The sequence below is a fragment of the Tepidicaulis marinus genome, from assembly GCF_000739695.1.
Lineage (GTDB): Bacteria > Pseudomonadota > Alphaproteobacteria > Parvibaculales > Parvibaculaceae > Tepidicaulis > Tepidicaulis marinus.
In genome coordinates this window covers 102688-119994 of sequence record NZ_BBIO01000008.1, presented here as the reverse complement: position 1 = coordinate 119994, position 17307 = coordinate 102688, and the positions used below count along the sequence as shown (strand labels likewise).

Here is a 17307-nt window from a genome sequence, read left to right as displayed (position 1 = left end):
CCCCGGCTTTCAAGGCCGGGGTTTTTCATTATCGGGGTCGTCTTAGTAGGGCGCTTTTTTTAGGCCCGGTACGGCCTGCTGTTTCTCTTCATCGCCCAGCCGTTCAAGCCCGTATTCATCTTCGCGCTCTTTCGGGTCGTCGAAATCGAACCGGAAGGTCGGCTCGTCCGGGCGCTCGGCATATTTATCGTCGAGCTTGCCGGGGCGGATGGAGCGGTATTCCTCTTCCACCCAGCGCGGTTCCTTTTTGGGCTTGTCTGCACTGGGCTCGGCAAGCGCGGGCGCGGCCCAGAAAGCGGCGGTGAAGCAGAAGGCGGCGGTCAGCGAAAGCTTTGCGGGTCTCATTCCGGCCTCCATTTAAAATGGGCAATTCCCGCGCAGCATAGGCGATTGGCGCTATTGCGCAATCGCTTGCGTTTCTTTCAGGTGCGCGCCGCGTCTTGACGCCGCGCTGATTGCCTGCCCTTCTTGAGGAAAAGAAATCGCAAGGCGCGGGGAGAGGCTCATGGAACTGAAAACCGTCACATACGAGCTGAAGGACGAGATCGCAACCATCACTCTTTCTCGCCCCCACCGGCGCAACGCCTGGACCGGGCGTATGCATATGGAATACCGCCATGTGCTCGAAAAAGCGGATAAGGATGCTGCCGTGCGCGTCATCGTCGTGACCGGCGATCCGGAGGGCAAAGCCTTTTGCGCGGGCGCCGATACCGCCGCCCTCGAAGGCCATTCGGAAAAGGGCAAATATGACGCGGGCACCACGCCCGATATCGCCATGCCGGGCTTCGGGGTGCGGGAGGAATTCGACGCCACTTTCGCCTATCATTTCGGCCTGACGAAACCCGTCATCGCCGCCATCAACGGGGCGGCGGCAGGTATCGGCCTGGTGCTCGCGGCCTATGCGGATCTGCGCTTTGCCGCGCGGGGCGCAAAATTCACCGCCGCCCATGGCAGGTTCAACTTTCCGGCCGAGTTCGGCCTCTCTTGGGTCCTGCCCCGCATTGTAGGGCTCGGCCATGCCAATGACATTCTGCTCTCCAGCCGGGTCTTTACGGCGGAAGAGGCCAAGGAAATGGGGCTCCTCAACCGGCTCTGCGCGCCGGCGGAGCTGATGGATGCTGTCTATGACTATGCGCGCGGGTTGGCGGCAGGCGTCGCCCCCGGCTCGCTGCGGGAGACGAAATGGCAGATTTACGGGGACCAGCACCGGCCTCCGGCAGAGGCCGTGCGGGCCTCCGAGGCGCTTCTGGAGGCCATGATCACCCATCCCGACTATAAAGAGGGCATCAAGGCCTGGATGGAAAAGCGCCCGGCAGCCTGGAAGGGCGGCAAGGGCTAGCTTCCAAGGCGCGAAAGGGGGCGGGGCGGCAAAAGCACCAGTTGGCGGCAGCCCCGGCTGATGATAAAAGCGCCGCCATGACCGACCTTGCCCATATTCGCAATTTCTCCATCGTGGCGCATATCGACCACGGCAAATCCACGCTGGCCGACCGGCTGATCCAGCTATGCGGCGGGCTGACCCAGCGCGAGATGAAGGAGCAGGTGCTCGATAGCATGGATATCGAGCGCGAGCGCGGCATCACGATCAAAGCGCAGACCGTGCGCCTGTCCTATCAGGCGGCGGATGGGGAAACCTATCAGCTCAACCTGATCGACACGCCGGGCCATGTGGACTTTGCCTATGAGGTGAACCGCTCGCTCGCCGCCTGCGAAGGCTCGCTCCTTGTGGTGGATGCAAGCCAGGGCGTGGAAGCGCAGACGCTTGCCAATGTCTATCAGGCGATCGAGGTCAATCACGAGATCGTGCCGGTTCTGAACAAGATCGATCTGCCCGCCGCCGAGCCTGAGCGTGTCAAAGAGCAGATCGAGGATGTGATCGGTCTCGATGCCTCGGACGCGGTGGAAATTTCCGCGAAATCCGGCCTCGGTATCGACAAGGTGCTGGAGGCGATCGTCCGCCGCCTGCCGCCGCCGCGGGGCGACCGGGAAGCGCCGCTCAAAGCCATGCTGGTCGATAGCTGGTACGATCCCTATCTCGGTGTCGTCGTACTGGTGCGCGTCGTCGACGGCGTCATGAAGAAGGGCCAGAAGATCAAGATGATGCAGGCCGGGGCCTCTTACACGGTCGATCAGGTCGGTATCTTCAGGCCGAAGAAAGAAAATGTGAAAGAGCTGTCTGCCGGCGAGATCGGTTTCTTCACCGCTTCCATCAAGGAAGTGGCGGATACCGCGGTGGGCGATACGGTGACGGATGAAAAGCGCCCTTGCGAAAAGCCGCTGCCGGGCTTCAAGCCTGCACAGCCCGTCGTCTTTTGCGGGCTCTTTCCCATCGACAGTTCTCAGTTCGAAGATTTGCGCGAGGCGATCGGCAAGCTGCGCCTCAACGATGCAAGCTTCCATTATGAAATGGAAACGAGCGCGGCGCTCGGCTTCGGGTTCCGCTGCGGCTTCCTCGGGCTCCTGCATCTGGAAATCGTGCGGGAACGGATCGAGCGCGAATTTAACATCGAGCTCATCACCACGGCGCCGAGCGTGATCTATCACGTCTATCTGACGAATGGCGACATGGTGGAAATGCACAATCCCGCCGACATGCCGGACCCGGTGAAGATCGACCGCATCGAAGAGCCTTGGATCAGAGCGACGATCCTGGTGCCGGATGAATATCTCGGCGCGGTGCTGAAGCTTTGCGAGGACCGGCGCGGCATTCAGCAGGACCTGACTTATGCGGGCGCCCGCGCCATGGTGGTTTACCGCCTGCCGCTCAATGAAGTGGTGTTCGATTTCTACGACCGGCTGAAATCCATCACCCGCGGCTATGCGAGCTTCGATTATCAGATCGAAAACTACGAGGCGAACGACCTCGTGAAAATGTCGATCCTGGTCAATGAAGAGCCGGTGGATGCGCTGGCGACGGTCGTGCACCGCGCGCGCGCGGAATCGCGCGGCCGGGCCATGTGCGAAAAACTGAAAGACCTCATTCCCCGGCATCTCTTCAAGATCCCGGTCCAGGCGGCCATTGGCGGGCGCGTTATCGCGCGCGAGACAATTGCCGCCATGCGCAAGGACGTGACCGCCAAATGTTATGGCGGCGATGTGTCGCGCAAGCGCAAGCTTTTGGAAAAGCAGAAGGAGGGCAAGAAGAAGATGCGCCAGTTCGGCCGCGTCGAAATCCCTCAGGAAGCTTTTATCGCCGCGCTCAAAATGGACGACAATTAGGGCCTGCCTCAGTGCTGCCTCTTAGTGCTGCCTCTTAGCGCTTCATGGCGCTTATCAGCGCGAAAAAGGCGGCGGGCAGGGCAAAGACGGCAAGCGCCGGCTGCACGAGCAGCCAGGTCATGCCGGGGTCCCAGAGCGGCGGCCATAAATAGCGCTGCGTCACCGCTTGCAGAAGATTGAGACTGCCCGGCGAAAGCGCGAACCAGATTTCACCGAGCCCGTGCAGGCGCGCACGTTCCCCGGCGAGCACCGGGGAGAGGTCGTAAAGCCCGGCGGCAAGTGCCAGCACAATAAAAATCAAAGCGGCAAGGCGGCTGAGGCGCATGGCAATGGTTTCCTTTCCAAGAGAAGGCCCAAAGAAAAACCCCATGGGCAGATCATGCCCATGGGGTTTTGCAGGAAGCAAGCAGTCAGCCCCCCAGCCCTGCCGCTTCCGCTGAAAACGCCTTAGTCGCGGCGGCGGAAAAGCAGCGCGATGATGATGCCGATCACGCCGAAGCTTGCCCAGCTGGGTGCGCCCATGATGGTGGACAGGACAGGGTCCTGCGCGACGGGCGGCAGGGTTTCTCCCGACCAGGCCATAAAACTTTCCATGGAAGACGGATGCAGCAGCGTCCAGACTTCGGAAAGAGAGCGAATGCTGACTTCCCCGGATTCCAGCGTTTGGATCCCGTCTGCGCCCAAAAGCATCAATGCGATAGCGATAAAAATCAGCCCGATCAGCCGAAACACAATCATTACTTTGGCCCCCCAGCCATTTCTAAAACACCCCTTTATGCAGGATGAAAACCGTAACCTAATTTTAACCCAGATCACAAGACGTCTGAGTCTTCCCTATCCGCTCAGAAGCAGTTGATTTGAGGGATTGAGTAGGTATAGTGCGCGCCATCTGAGCGCCTTATGGGCGCTTTTCCCGGAGGGATGGCCGAGTGGTCGAAGGCGCACGCCTGGAACGCGTGTAGGCGGGCAACCGTCTCGTGGGTTCGAATCCCACTCCCTCCGCCAGAATCTTCCTGACATAACAGTAGGTTGGCACTTGCCCCTTCGGGGCGGGCGGGATTTTGGCCTGCGCCGCGTCCGCCGCGCCGATCCCGGCTACGTTCATGCCGCAGTGCAGCGCAATGCGGGTGCGGCAGGAATGCTACACTCTATTCAGAAACGTGGTTAATGCGCTCAGGAAGCGGACAAAGCACCCTTGGGCGCGTCCTTTCAGGCGGAAAGCCTTTAGCTGCGGGAGACCTGCAGCACGCGGCGCGGGCGCAGATAGAAGCGGTCCTTAAGCTCGATCCCGCCGGTCAGGAACTGGGTGAACGGGGATGTGTAAGTGTAGCTCACTTCCGCGAGGATGACGCTGGACCCTGGTTCGGTCAGTCCATCGGGCAGCTGCACCGTGGAGCCCTGCCCGCGCGGGGAGGTGTTTTTCGCATCCGACCAGGCAACCGTCGTCTTGTTGGCACCGTCGGCGACGACGGAGGAGACGACAAGGCGCAGCGGACTGGCGGAATAGGGCGCGACGATGGCGGCGCTTGCCGCCAGAATGTCGGTCATTTCGCCGTCCGTAATGTCGTTGTCCTGCGCGACGAGGTCCGCGAGCGCGCTTGCCGTATGGGTCAGCTTGCGGTCGAGGGTCAGCGCGTTGGAAAACTCGATCAGCCCCACATAAAGCGCGATCATCACCGGGGCGATCAGCGCGAACTCGATGGCGGCTACGCCTTTCTGGTTCGCCTTGAAATGCCGCGCGAAGCGGCGCAAGGCAGATGTCATTACCATCATTGCGGGCTCCTATGGCACAGATGTTTCATGGGCGGGCGTTTCATCAGAAAGGCTCGTTGCGGAAGGCCGTGCTCGTCAAAAGCAGGCGGCTGCCATTTTCCAGATTCTGCAAGCCGATGCCGACGGGGCTGGAGACCGGCCATTCGTAATAGGCGCGCACGAGAACGATGTCGCCGGCGCTGCCCGGCTGGAACTGGAAGTTCCCGGCCAGGTTTCCGTCCATGATCGGGTCTGGGAAGCTCACATTGTTGAAACTGTCGAAGGTGCGCACGTCGATATGCAGGTTGCTCATGCAATTGGGCAGAAAGTCGAGCCGGTCACAGATATATTGCTCGATGCTTTGCTGGTTGAGCGAGCCGCTTTGCGCCTGACCCGTGCGGATCAGCCGGGCGGCATCGGTCGTTGCCCCTTCGATGGAGGCGGCGGCAAAGAAAATCGCGCCGGTTTCCACCGTGGCATAGAGGATGAGGAAAAACGGCAAGCCGATCAGCGCGAACTCGACGGCCGCGCTACCTTTCTTGTTCCGCCGGAAACGGGAAAGAAAGGGGCGGCGCTTTTTCGCGGCGCTGCCGGCAGACATATGCTGAATTTCATCGGACATCGGTCAACTCTACTCGCACCGTTCTGGGCTTGCACCGAACTGACGGAACGCCTTTCACCGGGTGGCGTGTTCGCCTTCCATATGAACCGAGTGTGCCTTCCTATCCTTACCAATTGATGGAGAAGGTCTTGAAAATTCGAAGGATAAGGGAGGGGCGCTTCGTTTACGGATCATTATCCTTAATAAACGGAACTACCACCTCTCTTCAATTCGACGGAAAGTTTTTAACAAGCGTTAAGGCTGTTTGCGCACCATAGGGATCACGTTCAAACATCAGGTGATGCCGTGCGCAGCTTTGCTTCCACATATGCCCGGCCGTTCAAACGGCTGCGCAGGTTTTGCGGCACCTTCCGCAAGGCATCGCGCGGCAACGTCGCAATCATTTTCGCGTTGGCGCTGGTCCCGGTTCTGGCGGGCATTGCAGGCGCCATCGACTTTTCCCGCGCCTATATCGTGCGGGAAAGATTGACGAGCGCGCTCGACGCGGCGGGCCTTGCCATTGGCTCCCTGCCCGAAGGGCTTTCCCAGGAAGAGCTGCAGCAGCGCGCCAGCAAATTCTTCGAGGCCAATTACCCGGCTTACGAACTCGGTGTGCCGGGCGAATTGCAAGTCACCGAAAGCGACGGCCACATTTACCTGACGGCAAACGCCAGCCTGCCGACGGCGCTTCTCAATATTCTGGGGATCGACGTGCTCGATATCGACGCGCAGGTGCGCATCGTGCGCGAGTCCTCCAAAATCGAGCTGGTCATGGTGCTGGACAATACCGGTTCCATGTCGGGCAGCAGATTGAGCGCGCTCAAAACCTCGGCTGCGGAGATGGTCAATATTCTCTTCGGTGATGAGACCAATCCGGATCATGTAAAAGTGGGGCTCGTGCCTTTCGCCGCCGCAGTGAATGTAGGGTCCGACAAGATCAACGCGCCCTGGATCGACCGCAATGCGCAATCCAGCATCCATGGTGAAAATTTCATCCCCGGCACGAATATTTTCGATCTTTACGACGATATAAGGAACCGGGACTGGAACGGCTGTTTGGAAACGCGGCCTGCGCCGCTCGATGAAACCGACGCGACCCCTGTGGCGACGGACGGCGACACGCTGTTCGTGCCCTGGTTCGCGCCGGATGAACCGGACCGGGAAAGCTGGTGGGATCCAAGATATCCGAACGATTATCTCGATGACGAACATAATGGCGACCCGGAAGAGCGCCAGGCCGACACGAAGAAATATGAAAACGCCTGGGTAAGCTCGTCTTCGCGCGGGCCGCAGAACGGCTGCAACGTGCGCACCATCACGCCGCTGACCAATGACAAGAACCGGCTCTTGAACGAAATCGACGATATGATCGCCGATGGTATGACCCATATTCCGCTCGGCCTTGCCTGGGGCTGGCGCGTGATTTCGCCGACCTCGCCCTATACCGAAGGGGCCTCGTATGGCGACCGGGATTATAAGAAAGCGATTATTCTGCTGACCGACGGGGAGAACACGATCCCCGGCCAAGGCTGGGGCAATATCAACGGCTCCAGCTATACCGCCTATGGCTATCTGTCCAAGCAGCGCCTGGGCACATCGAGCTCTTCGCAAGCAGCGCAGGAGCTGGACGAGAAGACCTTGCGCATCTGCAACAACGTGAAGCAGGCTAATATCCGCCTTTACACGATCACCTTCCAGGTGAGCTCGTCCAGCACGCGGAACATGATGCGCTCTTGCGCCACGAGCCCGTCCATGTATTACGACTCGCCCAGCATCTCGACTTTGCAGGAAGTCTTCCAGCAGATTGCAGGCGAGCTCAATGCGCTGCGGATCGCCGAATAAGACATCAAAAAAACCGACGAAAAAAGCCGCCCAATCCGGGCGGCTTTTGTTTTCAGGCTCTGCGTCTTATAGACGGAGAAATCAGTTGCCGCCGGCAGGCGGCGCGCCGCCATTGGCGACGGAATCGATATAGCCCGTATGCGCCGTGGTGTTCTTCATCTGCGCATCGAACTCTTCCTGCGCGTCATTGGGATCGAGCACCCGTTCGCAGCGCGGCGTGCAGTTGAAGCTGCGCTGGGCGCGGCCTGCGTTCAGCGTCACGATGCCGCCCGCATTCACCACATTGACGTCCATATCCAAAATGATCTCACCGGCCGGGTCGACCGCGATCATGTTCGTGCGCCCATAGGTGCGTCCGAGAATGAAAACGCGCTCATGGCTGTCCACCGTCACATTGGCGACGGCCGGATTGCCGACGATGATCGTCTCGGCGGCGCGGGGCAGCTTGAAGGGTTTTGTCTGGTTCACTTCCACATCGATCGATGCGGCCAGCGACGCGCCGGCCTGCAACAGGCTGAAAGAAAGTGCCAATGCGCCAGCTGCGGCTTTGGCGGAGGCGGTGCGGGCCCGGCGGAGCGTCATGAATGCTTCCTTCCGATCAAAAGGGTCCATCGATTGGTCCCAGAATAAAGGGGAAACCATAAACGCCCTCCTAATATGCGCGCGGCGGAGCGGTCTTCTTGCGGTGTTTTTTGTTTTTTGGCGCGGGTCTTCGATCTCTTTGTGTTAACCGAATTTCTTCTGTGGTGTATCTAAGTATTAACCAGTCTGCTTTATCAATATTTTAAATAACCGCAATTCAATGGAATTTTAATCACAAAAACTTGCAAGTATTGGTATTGGAAAAGGGCGTTTAGTGAAGAATAGAACATGTTTTTTAACGGGGTGGTAAGCAGGCTCTGGCTAGATTGGCGGAGAGTTCACGGGGGGTGTAGTGACAAGTACCCGTGAGCTGGTGCTGTCCAGTTAGAGTAAGGAGGCTTGTGATGAGCCAGTTCGTGACGAAATTTTTCAAAGATGAGTCGGGTGCAACCGCCATCGAATACAGCTTGCTTGCAGCCGGCATGGCCGTGGCCGTGATCGCTGCCGTGGGCGCTTTCGGTGACTCGCTTGCAACCTTCTTCGGCCAGATCGCCGGTAAGCTGCAGCTTGCTGAATAAGATCGGTCGCAACGCGACAATGAAGACCGGCCGCCTTTGCGCGGCCGGTTTTTTTATGCCTTCCCAAAACCGCGGCGCGGCGCGGTGTTTACCCGGTCTTTACGCCGTTTCGTCATGCTCAAGTATAGGCGCCCGTTGGGCGAACTCATTGATTTAGCGTGTCCTTTTCGGAATTCGTGATGGAACACCTGCTTTTGCTGATCTTTCCCGCCGCCATGGTGCTGGCCGCCGTGCTCGATATCGGCACGCTGACCATCCCCAACCGGCTGACCGGGGCGCTGGCGCTGGCCTTCCTGCCTGCCGCGCTGTTCATGGGCATGGGCTGGGCGGAACTCGGCCTGCATCTGGCGGTCGGCGCAGGCGTGCTGCTCACCGGCATGGCGCTTTTCGCGGGCGGCTATATGGGCGGCGGCGATGCCAAGCTCATGGCGGCCGCAGCCCTTTGGATCGAATGGCAAAGCCTGGCGGCCTTTGCGCTGACGGCGGCGCTGGCCGGCGCGGTGCTGGGCGTCTTGATCTGGCTCTTCCGCTCGTTTCCGCTGCCGGTTTTTCTTGCGCAGCAAGGCTGGGTCATGCGGCTGCATGACAAGGACGAAGGGATTCCATACGCCGTGGCGCTTTGCGCGGGCGCGCTTCTGGTCTTTCCGGAAACCCGCTGGATCGAGCTGGCGGTGTGAGGCGGCGGCAGCCTGCCGGCGGTGAAAAGCTGCAAATTGGGACAGATGGGCAGAATTTGCAGGCGGAAATTAACGTTAAATTGATTGAAAACCGCTTGGATAGGGTGAGATCGCAAAGGGCCTTAAGCGGGCCGGATGAAGGATGGGGCAAGTGAACGCGGTACGGATAGGCATTTTGGCAGTAGCGTTGGTCGCGGCAATCGCCGCCGCCTTCCTGGTGCGCGCGCTGATTTCCTCGGAACCTTCCCAAAAGCAGGCGGAGCCGAAAGTTATCGAAGCGCCGAGCACGGAAGTTCTTGTGGCAGGCGACGATATCGAGCTTGGCCACCGGATGGGTCGCTCCGATCTGCGCTGGCAGAAATGGCCGCTCGATGCGGTGGCTGGCGCCTATGTGACACGCGATGACGCGCCCAACGCGCTCGATACCTATGCCGGTACCATTGCCCGCTCGCCGCTGTTGGAAGGCGAGCCCGTGACGGCCGGTAAGCTCGTCAGCTTTGAAAATGCCGGCTTCATGTCCGCGCTCATTTCACCGGGCCTGCGCGCCGTCTCGCTTCCCATTTCGCCTGAGACGAGCGCGGGTGGTTTCATTCTGCCCAATGACCGGGTGGACGTGATCATGACCGCCCAGCGCCGCAACGAGCGCACGGGCGAGGCGCAATATGCCAGCGAGACGTTTCTCGACAATATCCGCGTTCTGGCCATCGACCAGACCTTCCGCGAGCTTGAGGGTGAGCAGGTGGTGGTCGGCAAGACCGCGACCTTGGAAATGACGCCCGCCGAGGCGGAAGCCTTCGCGCTTGCTCAGCAGCGCGGTCAAGTCTCTCTGTCACTTCGCAGCCTGGCCGATTCCAACCCGCAGCTTGTCGGCGCGCAAAACGAGCTGCGCGGCAATAAGAAGCCACGTGCAGCCTCAGGCGCTGTCAATGTGATCCGCTATGGCCGGGCAACTTCTGTACAGCCCAATTCCTCGGGGGCGCGCTGATGAAATCTCTTAAGCTCATGCATATGGCGCTGCGCTCGCTGGCGGTTTTGGCAACCGCATTGGTGCTTTCTACATCCCAGGATGTGGGCCGCGCAATGGCCGCGCCCGACGCGCAATTGGTGAAGATCGATGCCGGCGGCCTCGGGCCCCAGGCGCGCCGTCTCGTTTTGCCGCTGCATAAGGCCGCGATTGTCGAGCTGCCCGTCGCCGCGCGCGATGTGCTTGTCTCCAACCCGGCGGTTGTCGATGCGGTCGTGCGCACGCCCAAGCGCACCTATCTTATCGGCATGGAAACGGGCCAGACCAACGCCTTCTTCTTCGATGGCAAGGGCGACCAGATTCTCAATCTTGAAATCGTCGTCGAGCGGGATGTGAAAAACCTGGAAGCCGCGCTGGAAAAATATTTGCCCAGCGCCCGCGTCACGGTCGAGGCGATCAATAATCACATCGTTCTGTCCGGCTCCGTGCCGAATGCCTCCCAGTCGTCTCAGGCGCGCGAGATCGCGGCCCGCTTCGTCGGTGATGAAAAGAACGTGCTGAATATGCTCGCCATCGAATCGAAAGAGCAGGTCATGCTCAAGGTGACGGTGGCCGAAATGCAGCGCACGCTCATCAAACAGCTCGGCATCGATGTGACCTCGCAGGTCGAGCTTGGCGATCTTCTGCTCAGCTGGGCGACGCAGAACAATTTCTCCCTGCAGGGCCAGTCGCTTGGCGGCCTGACCTCGACGCCGCCCGGCCTTTCGCCGACCGGCGCCTCCGATGGCGGGGCGACCTTCGACAGCTATCTCGTGCAGCTTGGCTTGCAGGCGCTGGAACGGGCCGGTCTTCTGCGCACGCTGGCCGAACCGACCTTGACCGCGATTTCGGGCGAAAGCGCGAAGTTCCTGGCGGGCGGCGAATTTCCGGTGCCCACCTCCCGCGACCGGGACGGCAATATCACGCTTGAATTCAAGCCTTTCGGTGTCGGCCTCGGCTTTACGCCGGTGGTTCTCAGCGAAGGGCGGATCAGCATGAAGATTTCCACGGAAGTCAGCGAGCTGACCTCGGAAGGCGCCTTCGTTTCCCAGGGCGGCACGGTGACGGATGAAGACGGCAATGTCATTCAGGTGCCCGGTGTGACCATTCCGGCCCTGCGCGTGCGCCGGGCGGAAACGACGATGGAACTGCCGAGCGGCGGCTCGCTCGTGATGGCCGGGCTGATTTCCGAAAGCACGCGCCAGAATATCGACGGCGTGCCCGGCGTCAAAGACGTGCCGGTGCTCGGAACGCTTTTCCGCAGCCGCGACTATCTGAACAACGAAACCGAGCTTGTGGTAATTGTGACGCCCTATCTTGTGGATGCGACGAGCCGCGACAAGCTCGCTCTGCCGACGGACGGCTTCACCCCCGCTTCCGATGCCGACACCATTTTGATGGGCCGCCTCAACGCGACTTATGGCGTGGAGGGGGCAGAGGGCGTGAGCGAGGGCAAGCTTGAGGGGCCGGTCGGCTTCGTGCTGGATTAGGAATGACCGCGATGATGAAACAGCTTACCGGTGCGCTTCTCCTGCCGCTTCTGCTGGCAGCTTGCGGCGGTTTCAATGGTGTCGAGCAGGCGCAATATGATGCCGCGCGGCGCCATCCTATCGCCGTCGACCCGCAAATAATGACCTATGAAATTCCAGCGGCTCCCGACAAGATCGCGCTGACGCTGGAAGATAAAAGCGCGCTGCGCGCGCTCGCCCGCGCCTTTAAAGAGCGCGGTCACGGCTCGCTGAATATCGCCGCTCCTTCCGGCTCGCCCAATACCGGCGTGGCGCTCAATCTTTCAACCGAAATCGGCCAGCTCCTTCATGAAGAAGGAATTGCCCATAGCGATATCAGCCATGGCACTTACCGCGCGTCCGCCGCGAACAGCGCCGCACCGCTCATTCTTTCCTACCGGCGCTATGTGGCAACGCCCAGCCCCTGCGGGAACTGGGGCGATTATGCCTATAACCCGAAAAACGTCGTCACTTCCAATCTGGGCTGCGCGTCGCAGAACAATATGGCGGCCATTCTGGCGGACCCGGCGGACCTGAAAGGCCCGCGCGGCACCGATCCGGCCTATGCGCCGCGCCGCGATGAAGTGCTGACCAAATACCGCAAGGGTGAAAGCACGGCGACCGAGCGTGTGGAAGAAGAATCCGGCAACGTCAGCGAAGTTTCAAGGTAAGGGCGAAGAGAGATGACTGAAGCCATGCCCGTTTATGATGACTTTGAGGATGAGGGGCCCTCGCTGGTTCTCAAACCGGTGCCCCGCATTACGATCGAAGCCTTTTGCGAGATGCCGGAAACCGGCAGCATGATTCAGCGCGGCGCCGAAGACCGGCGTCTGGCGAAGGCGCATCTGACCGTTCATATGGGCGGCGTGCCGGCGGCCATCGCCTATTTCCGCGACACGGCAACGCCCAATCTCATTCTGGTGGAAACGCATCAATCGGGCGAGGAGCTCTTTTCCGAGCTGATGCAGCTTGCCGAAGTGTGCGATGCAGGCACGAAAGTCATCATTATCGGCCATGTCAACGATGTGGCGCTTTACCGGGAAATGATCCGCCAGGGCGTGAACGATTATCTGGTGGCGCCTTTCTCGCCGCTGCAGCTCATCGAATCCGTTTCAAGGCTTTATATCGATCCGGACGCGCCGCCCATCGGCCGCTCCATTGCCTTTATCGGTGCGCGCGGCGGGGCCGGTTCTTCGACGCTTGCGCATAATGTCGGCTGGTGCATTGCCGAGGCGATGCGCGAGGACACGACCATTATTGATTTCGATCTGCCTTTCGGTACGGCCGGGCTCGATTTCAATCAGGACCCGGTGCAGGGCATTGCCGATGCGCTGGTGCAGCCCGACAGGCTCGATGACGTCATGCTCGACCGGCTGATGGTGAAATATACCAGCCGGCTGTCGCTTTTCACCGCGCCGGGAACGCTCGATAGGGACGGTGATCTCGACCCGGATGCCTGCGAATCGATCATCGATATCGTTCGCCAGACCTGCCCGGTCGTGGTGGTCGATCTGCCCCATATCTGGGCGCCTTGGACGAAGCGCGTGCTGCTTGGCGCGGACGATGTCGTGATTTCCACGACGCCGGACCTTGCCGGTCTGCGCAATACGAAGAACATCGTCGATCTTCTCAAGCAGACCCGCACGAACGACACGCTGCCCCATGTCGTGCTCAATCAGGTTGGTGTGTCCAAGCGCCCGGAAATTCCGGTGAAGGATTTCGCCGAGGCGATCGAGGTGGAACCGACGCTGGTTCTGCCTTTCAATCCGCAGCTTTTCGGAACGGCGGCCAATAACGGCCAGATGCTCGATGAGGTCGACCCCAAGAGCAAAACCGTGCTGGGACTGAAGCACCTTGCCAGCGTGGTGATCGGCCGCAAGGAAGTGCAGCAACGTTCGAAATCCATTCTTCCTTTCCTCAGCCGCCTCACGGGCAAGAAGGAGGGCTGATCCTTGTTCGGTAAGAGGCAAGACGGCATCCCGCAGAAGCGGCCGGCGGCACCAGCGCCCCAGCCGCAAGAACCTGCGCGCCCGCCTGCAGCCGGCGAAGCGCCGCCGCCGCCTCTGCCGGGCGGCGCGCCGGCGGCACCTGCCGCTGCCACGCCGCCGCCAGCACCGAAACCTGCGCCGGCCGCGCCTGCCAAACCGGCAGCGCTTGCAAAGGCCAAGCCCGCGCCCGCCGCTCCGGCGGCAAAGGCGGCGCCGTTCGAGCGGGAAAAATCGGCCGATTACTATCAGATCAAAACCTCGATCTTCAACGCGCTGATCGACACGATCGATCTTACCCAGCTTGCACAGCTCGACCGGGAAAGCGCGCGCGATGAAATCCGCGACATCGTCAACGAGATCATCGCGATCAAGAATGTCGTCATGTCCATTGCCGAGCAGGAAGAACTGCTCGAGGATATTTGCAACGACGTTCTGGGGTACGGGCCGCTCGAGCCGCTTCTGGCGCGTGACGATATCGCCGACATTATGGTCAATGGCGCAGGCCGCACTTTCATCGAAGTGAACGGCAAGGTGCAGCTGACCAATGTGCGCTTCCGCGACAATGCGCAGCTTCTCAATATCTGTCAGCGCATCGTGAGCCAAGTGGGCCGCCGCGTCGATGAATCGAGCCCGATTTGCGACGCGCGCCTTTCCGACGGCTCCCGTGTCAACGTCATTGCGCCGCCGCTGTCCATCGACGGCGCCGCTCTTACCATCCGTAAGTTCCGCCGCGACCGGCTGCGCCTTGACGATCTCGTCAAATTCGGCTCGATCTCGCCGGAAGGGGCGACGATCCTGGAAGTGATCGGCCGGGTGCGCTGTAACATTCTGATTTCCGGCGGTACGGGTTCGGGTAAGACCACGCTGCTTAACTGCATGACCGCCTTTATCGATCAGGACGAGCGCGTCATCACATGCGAAGACGCCGCCGAATTGCAGCTCCAGCAGCCCCATGTCGTGCGCCTTGAAACACGCCCGCCGAACCTCGAAGGCAGCGGCGAAATTACCATGCGCGATCTTGTGAAGAACTGCCTGCGTATGCGCCCCGAACGTATCATCGTCGGCGAGGTGCGCGGCCCGGAAGCTTTCGACCTTCTGCAGGCCATGAATACCGGCCATGACGGTTCCATGGGCACCTTGCACGCCAACTCTCCGCGCGAGGCGCTGAGCCGTCTTGAAAGCATGATCACGATGGGCGGTTTTGCGCTGCCGTCGAAAACTATCCGCGAGATGATCTGCGGCTCCATCGATATCGTCATTCAGGCCGCACGCCTGCGCGATGGGACGCGCCGTATTACTCACATTACCGAAGTGCTGGGCCAGGAAGGCGATGTGATCATCACGCAGGATCTGATGACCTACGACATCGAAGGGGAAGATGCGAACGGGCGCCTTCTCGGTAAACATAAGTCGACCGGTATCGCGCGCCCGGCGTTCTGGGACAAAGCGAAATATTACAACGAGCATAATCGCCTGGCCGCCGCCCTCGATGCGTCCCAGGATTAGGGGCGCGGATGGATCAGGCAACTCTCATCACGCTGGCTGTTGCGCTTCTCTCCGCCCTTTGCATCGGCGGAGTGGGCTTCGTTCTGTTCGGCGCGGGAGAGAACGCCGCCGCCAAACGCGTGGCCCGCGTTACCTCTGCCAATGAGCGGGCCAAGAACGCTTCCAAGAAAATGGGCCGTGAGGAAGGTCAGCGGCGCAAACAGATTCAAGATTCGCTCAAAGACCTCGAAGAAAAACAGAAAGAACAGAAGAAAAGCCTGACGATCAAATTGCGGATCGAGCGGGCCGGGCTCGATATCAGCCTGCGCACCTTCTATTTGGCAAGCGTCGCGGCGGGCATACTTGTCATGCTGGCGATCCTGATTACCGGCATGTCGCCCATCGCCGCGCTTCTGGCGGGTTTTGCCACCGGCTTCGGCGTGCCGCGCTGGGTTCTGGGCTTTCTCATCAAGCGCCGCCAGGCCGCCTTTTCCGAAGAATTCGCCAATGCCATCGACGTGATCGTGCGCGGTGTGAAGGCGGGCCTGCCGGTCAACGATTGCCTGCGCATTGTCGCCCAGGAAAGCGCCCCCGTCGTTGCCGCCGAGTTCAGCGAAGTGGTGGAAGGGCAGAAGGTGGGCGTCACCCTGGAAGAGGGGCTCAAGAAAGTCTATGAGCGCATGCCGCTTCAGGAAGTCAATTTCTTCATGATCACGCTGTCGATCCAGGCGAAATCCGGCGGCAACTTGTCCGAAGCCTTGGGCAACCTCTCCCGCGTGCTGCGTGACCGCAAGAAGATGCGCGGCAAGATCACCGCCATGTCCCAGGAAGCCAAATCCTCCGCCGCGATCATCGGCGCCTTGCCGCCGAGCGTGGCCGTCATTCTTTATCTCGTTTCGCCCGACTATATCGGACTGCTCTTCACCACCACGCTCGGTCAATTGATTATCGCTGCCGGCGTGACATGGATGCTGATCGGCATTCTCGTCATGCGCAAGATGATCAATTTCGATTTTTAAGGAGGCGGACATGGATTTTCTCTACAGCCTCACCGAGCCTGAAAATGCGCTCATGCTGCTTGCCGGTCTTGCCGCCTTCGCCACCATCGTGACGCTGGCCATGCCGCTGCTCGTCTCCGACAAGCTGGGCGAGCGGATGAAATATGTCGCGACCGAACGCGAAGCGCTGCGCCGCCAGTTCCGCGAGGATATGGCCCGCCAGCGCACCGACCGCCTGCGCCACGACCCGCGCGGCTTCGTCAAGAAAGTGGTGGACCAGCTCAATCTGCATGAGCTCCTCGAAGGCGAGGAGATCAAGGGCAAGCTGAAGCAGGCGGGTCTGCGCGGTCAGGCACCGCTTTATACCTTCCTGTTCTTCCGCTTCGTGGCCCCCATCATTCTGGGCCTGGGGACATTGCTCTATCTGTTTCTGGTCGATGATTTCGACATGCGCGGCACGGCCCGTATCGCCATTGCTTTCGGCGCCATGATCATCGGTTTCTATCTGCCCAATATCGTGCTGCAGAACATGGTGCAGCGGCGCCAGGAATCCATCCAGCGCGCCTTTCCCGATGCGCTCGATCTTTTGCTCATTTGCGTGGAATCGGGCATGTCCATCGAGGCGGCGTTCGGCAAGGTGTCGACGGAAGTGGGCAACAGTTCCATCGAGCTGATGGAGGAAATGACACTGACGACGGCCGAGCTTTCCTATTTGCAGGATCGGCGCGTTGCTTATGAAAACCTGGCCTCCCGCACCGGCCTTCCCGGCGTGAAGGGGCTTTGTATGAGCCTCATTCAGGCCGAGCGGTACGGGACGCCGCTGGGCCAGGCGCTGCGCGTCATGGCGCAAGAAAACCGGGATATCCGCATGGCGGCGGCGGAAAAGAAAGCGGCCGCTCTGCCGCCGAAGCTCACCGTGCCCATGATCGCTTTCTTCCTGCCGGCGCTTTTCGCGGTCATTCTGGGCCCGGCCGCCATTCAGTTCATGAATTAAGCCGGCAGTTCATGAATTAAACTGGGCGGTTCCCCGCTTATCGGCAAAAGACCCGCGCTTATCGCCAAAAGAAAAGCCGC

At 60.2% G+C, this 17307-nt stretch carries 18 protein-coding genes and 1 tRNA gene; 13 read left to right on the top strand and 6 right to left on the bottom strand.

What is annotated here, in order from left to right; translation table 11 throughout:
• Window positions 1-42 precede the first annotated feature (42 nt).
• Complete coding sequence (locus M2A_RS09230; RefSeq protein WP_045446164.1) at window positions 43-345, bottom strand: hypothetical protein; 303 nt, start codon at window positions 343-345, stop codon at window positions 43-45.
• Window positions 346-505: 160 nt separating this feature from the next.
• Here M2A_RS09230 and M2A_RS09225 point away from each other — a divergent pair, with 160 nt between their 5' ends.
• Window positions 506-1339: an enoyl-CoA hydratase-related protein gene (locus M2A_RS09225; protein ID WP_045446161.1), complete on the top strand. Its 834-nt coding sequence runs from the start codon at window positions 506-508 to the stop codon at window positions 1337-1339.
• A gap of 77 nt (window positions 1340-1416) precedes the next feature.
• Complete coding sequence (gene lepA / locus M2A_RS09220; protein ID WP_045446159.1) at window positions 1417-3219, top strand: translation elongation factor 4; 1803 nt, start codon at window positions 1417-1419, stop codon at window positions 3217-3219.
• Between the two features lie 34 nt (window positions 3220-3253).
• Here lepA and M2A_RS09215 read toward each other — a convergent pair whose 3' ends face one another.
• Both M2A_RS09215 and M2A_RS09210 read right to left on the bottom strand, forming a co-directional pair.
• Window positions 3254-3544 (bottom strand): hypothetical protein, encoded by a 291-nt coding sequence (locus M2A_RS09215; protein WP_045446302.1) that lies wholly within the window; start codon window positions 3542-3544, stop codon window positions 3254-3256.
• A 122-nt stretch (window positions 3545-3666) separates the two neighbouring features.
• A complete protein-coding gene (locus M2A_RS09210) occupies window positions 3667-3957 on the bottom strand; it encodes a hypothetical protein (RefSeq protein ID WP_045446156.1) in 291 nt (96 codons plus the stop codon).
• A 177-nt stretch (window positions 3958-4134) separates the two neighbouring features.
• On the opposite strand from M2A_RS09210, the gene M2A_RS09205 reads away from it, so the two are divergent.
• Window positions 4135-4224: transfer RNA gene (locus tag M2A_RS09205), tRNA-Ser, on the top strand.
• Between the two features lie 219 nt (window positions 4225-4443).
• On the opposite strand, the gene M2A_RS09200 is transcribed toward M2A_RS09205, so the two are convergent.
• Both M2A_RS09200 and M2A_RS09195 read right to left on the bottom strand, forming a co-directional pair.
• Complete coding sequence (locus M2A_RS09200) at window positions 4444-4992, bottom strand: TadE/TadG family type IV pilus assembly protein (protein ID WP_081875522.1); 549 nt, start codon at window positions 4990-4992, stop codon at window positions 4444-4446.
• 43 nt (window positions 4993-5035) lie between these two features.
• The gene (locus M2A_RS09195) at window positions 5036-5593 is read right to left on the bottom strand and encodes a TadE/TadG family type IV pilus assembly protein (RefSeq protein WP_052379359.1); all 558 of its coding nucleotides are present in this window, start codon (window positions 5591-5593) and stop codon (window positions 5036-5038) included.
• A 285-nt stretch (window positions 5594-5878) separates the two neighbouring features.
• On the opposite strand from M2A_RS09195, the gene M2A_RS09190 reads away from it, so the two are divergent.
• Window positions 5879-7414, top strand: a complete 1536-nt coding sequence (locus M2A_RS09190; protein ID WP_045446150.1) for a pilus assembly protein — start codon at window positions 5879-5881, stop codon at window positions 7412-7414.
• Window positions 7415-7495: 81 nt separating this feature from the next.
• Here M2A_RS09190 and M2A_RS09185 read toward each other — a convergent pair whose 3' ends face one another.
• Window positions 7496-7996: a pilus assembly protein N-terminal domain-containing protein gene (locus M2A_RS09185; protein ID WP_158597214.1), complete on the bottom strand. Its 501-nt coding sequence runs from the start codon at window positions 7994-7996 to the stop codon at window positions 7496-7498.
• Window positions 7997-8400: 404 nt separating this feature from the next.
• Here M2A_RS09185 and M2A_RS17765 point away from each other — a divergent pair, with 404 nt between their 5' ends.
• The 9 genes from M2A_RS17765 (at window position 8401) to M2A_RS09145 (ending at window position 17227) form a co-directional block, all read left to right on the top strand.
• On the top strand, window positions 8401-8574 hold the full coding sequence (locus M2A_RS17765) for a Flp family type IVb pilin (RefSeq protein WP_081875520.1): 174 nt from the start codon (window positions 8401-8403) through the stop codon (window positions 8572-8574).
• Between the two features lie 179 nt (window positions 8575-8753).
• Window positions 8754-9251, top strand: a complete 498-nt coding sequence (locus M2A_RS09180) for an A24 family peptidase (RefSeq protein WP_045446299.1) — start codon at window positions 8754-8756, stop codon at window positions 9249-9251.
• Window positions 9252-9426: 175 nt separating this feature from the next.
• Window positions 9427-10236 carry a Flp pilus assembly protein CpaB gene (gene cpaB / locus M2A_RS09175; protein WP_158597215.1) on the top strand — a complete coding sequence of 270 codons (810 nt, stop codon included), beginning with the start codon at window positions 9427-9429 and terminating at the stop codon, window positions 10234-10236.
• Complete coding sequence (locus M2A_RS09170; RefSeq protein ID WP_045446144.1) at window positions 10236-11744, top strand: type II and III secretion system protein family protein; 1509 nt, start codon at window positions 10236-10238, stop codon at window positions 11742-11744. Before cpaB ends, M2A_RS09170 begins: the two co-directional genes overlap by 1 nt.
• Window positions 11745-11755: 11 nt before the next feature.
• A complete protein-coding gene (locus tag M2A_RS09165) occupies window positions 11756-12433 on the top strand; it encodes a CpaD family pilus assembly protein (protein WP_158597216.1) in 678 nt (225 codons plus the stop codon).
• A 12-nt stretch (window positions 12434-12445) separates the two neighbouring features.
• Window positions 12446-13711 carry a hypothetical protein gene (locus M2A_RS09160; RefSeq protein ID WP_045446141.1) on the top strand — a complete coding sequence of 422 codons (1266 nt, stop codon included), beginning with the start codon at window positions 12446-12448 and terminating at the stop codon, window positions 13709-13711.
• 3 nt (window positions 13712-13714) lie between these two features.
• On the top strand, window positions 13715-15256 hold the full coding sequence (locus tag M2A_RS09155) for a TadA family conjugal transfer-associated ATPase (RefSeq protein ID WP_052379355.1): 1542 nt from the start codon (window positions 13715-13717) through the stop codon (window positions 15254-15256).
• An 8-nt stretch (window positions 15257-15264) separates the two neighbouring features.
• A complete protein-coding gene (locus M2A_RS09150) occupies window positions 15265-16254 on the top strand; it encodes a type II secretion system F family protein (RefSeq protein WP_045446138.1) in 990 nt (329 codons plus the stop codon).
• A 10-nt stretch (window positions 16255-16264) separates the two neighbouring features.
• Window positions 16265-17227, top strand: coding sequence for a type II secretion system F family protein (locus M2A_RS09145; protein ID WP_045446135.1), 963 nt, complete (start codon window positions 16265-16267; stop codon window positions 17225-17227).
• The last annotated feature ends 80 nt before the right edge of the window (window positions 17228-17307 follow it).

What these genes read in the sequence shown, in the direction of transcription:
- M2A_RS09230 (WP_045446164.1), bottom strand. Translation starts at nt 345, where the DNA reads ATGAGACCCGCAAAGCTTTCGCTGACCGCCGCCTTCTGCTTCACCGCC.
- M2A_RS09225 (WP_045446161.1), top strand. Translation starts at nt 506, where the DNA reads ATGGAACTGAAAACCGTCACATACGAGCTGAAGGACGAGATCGCAACC.
- lepA (WP_045446159.1), top strand. Translation starts at nt 1,417, where the DNA reads ATGACCGACCTTGCCCATATTCGCAATTTCTCCATCGTGGCGCATATC.
- M2A_RS09215 (WP_045446302.1), bottom strand. Translation starts at nt 3,544, where the DNA reads ATGCGCCTCAGCCGCCTTGCCGCTTTGATTTTTATTGTGCTGGCACTT.
- M2A_RS09210 (WP_045446156.1), bottom strand. Translation starts at nt 3,957, where the DNA reads ATGATTGTGTTTCGGCTGATCGGGCTGATTTTTATCGCTATCGCATTG.
- M2A_RS09200 (WP_081875522.1), bottom strand. Translation starts at nt 4,992, where the DNA reads ATGATGGTAATGACATCTGCCTTGCGCCGCTTCGCGCGGCATTTCAAG.
- M2A_RS09195 (WP_052379359.1), bottom strand. Translation starts at nt 5,593, where the DNA reads ATGTCCGATGAAATTCAGCATATGTCTGCCGGCAGCGCCGCGAAAAAG.
- M2A_RS09185 (WP_158597214.1), bottom strand. Translation starts at nt 7,996, where the DNA reads ATGACGCTCCGCCGGGCCCGCACCGCCTCCGCCAAAGCCGCAGCTGGC.
- M2A_RS17765 (WP_081875520.1), top strand. Translation starts at nt 8,401, where the DNA reads ATGAGCCAGTTCGTGACGAAATTTTTCAAAGATGAGTCGGGTGCAACC.
- M2A_RS09180 (WP_045446299.1), top strand. Translation starts at nt 8,754, where the DNA reads ATGGAACACCTGCTTTTGCTGATCTTTCCCGCCGCCATGGTGCTGGCC.
- M2A_RS09170 (WP_045446144.1), top strand. Translation starts at nt 10,236, where the DNA reads ATGAAATCTCTTAAGCTCATGCATATGGCGCTGCGCTCGCTGGCGGTT.
- M2A_RS09165 (WP_158597216.1), top strand. Translation starts at nt 11,756, where the DNA reads ATGATGAAACAGCTTACCGGTGCGCTTCTCCTGCCGCTTCTGCTGGCA.
- M2A_RS09160 (WP_045446141.1), top strand. Translation starts at nt 12,446, where the DNA reads ATGACTGAAGCCATGCCCGTTTATGATGACTTTGAGGATGAGGGGCCC.
- M2A_RS09150 (WP_045446138.1), top strand. Translation starts at nt 15,265, where the DNA reads ATGGATCAGGCAACTCTCATCACGCTGGCTGTTGCGCTTCTCTCCGCC.
- M2A_RS09145 (WP_045446135.1), top strand. Translation starts at nt 16,265, where the DNA reads ATGGATTTTCTCTACAGCCTCACCGAGCCTGAAAATGCGCTCATGCTG.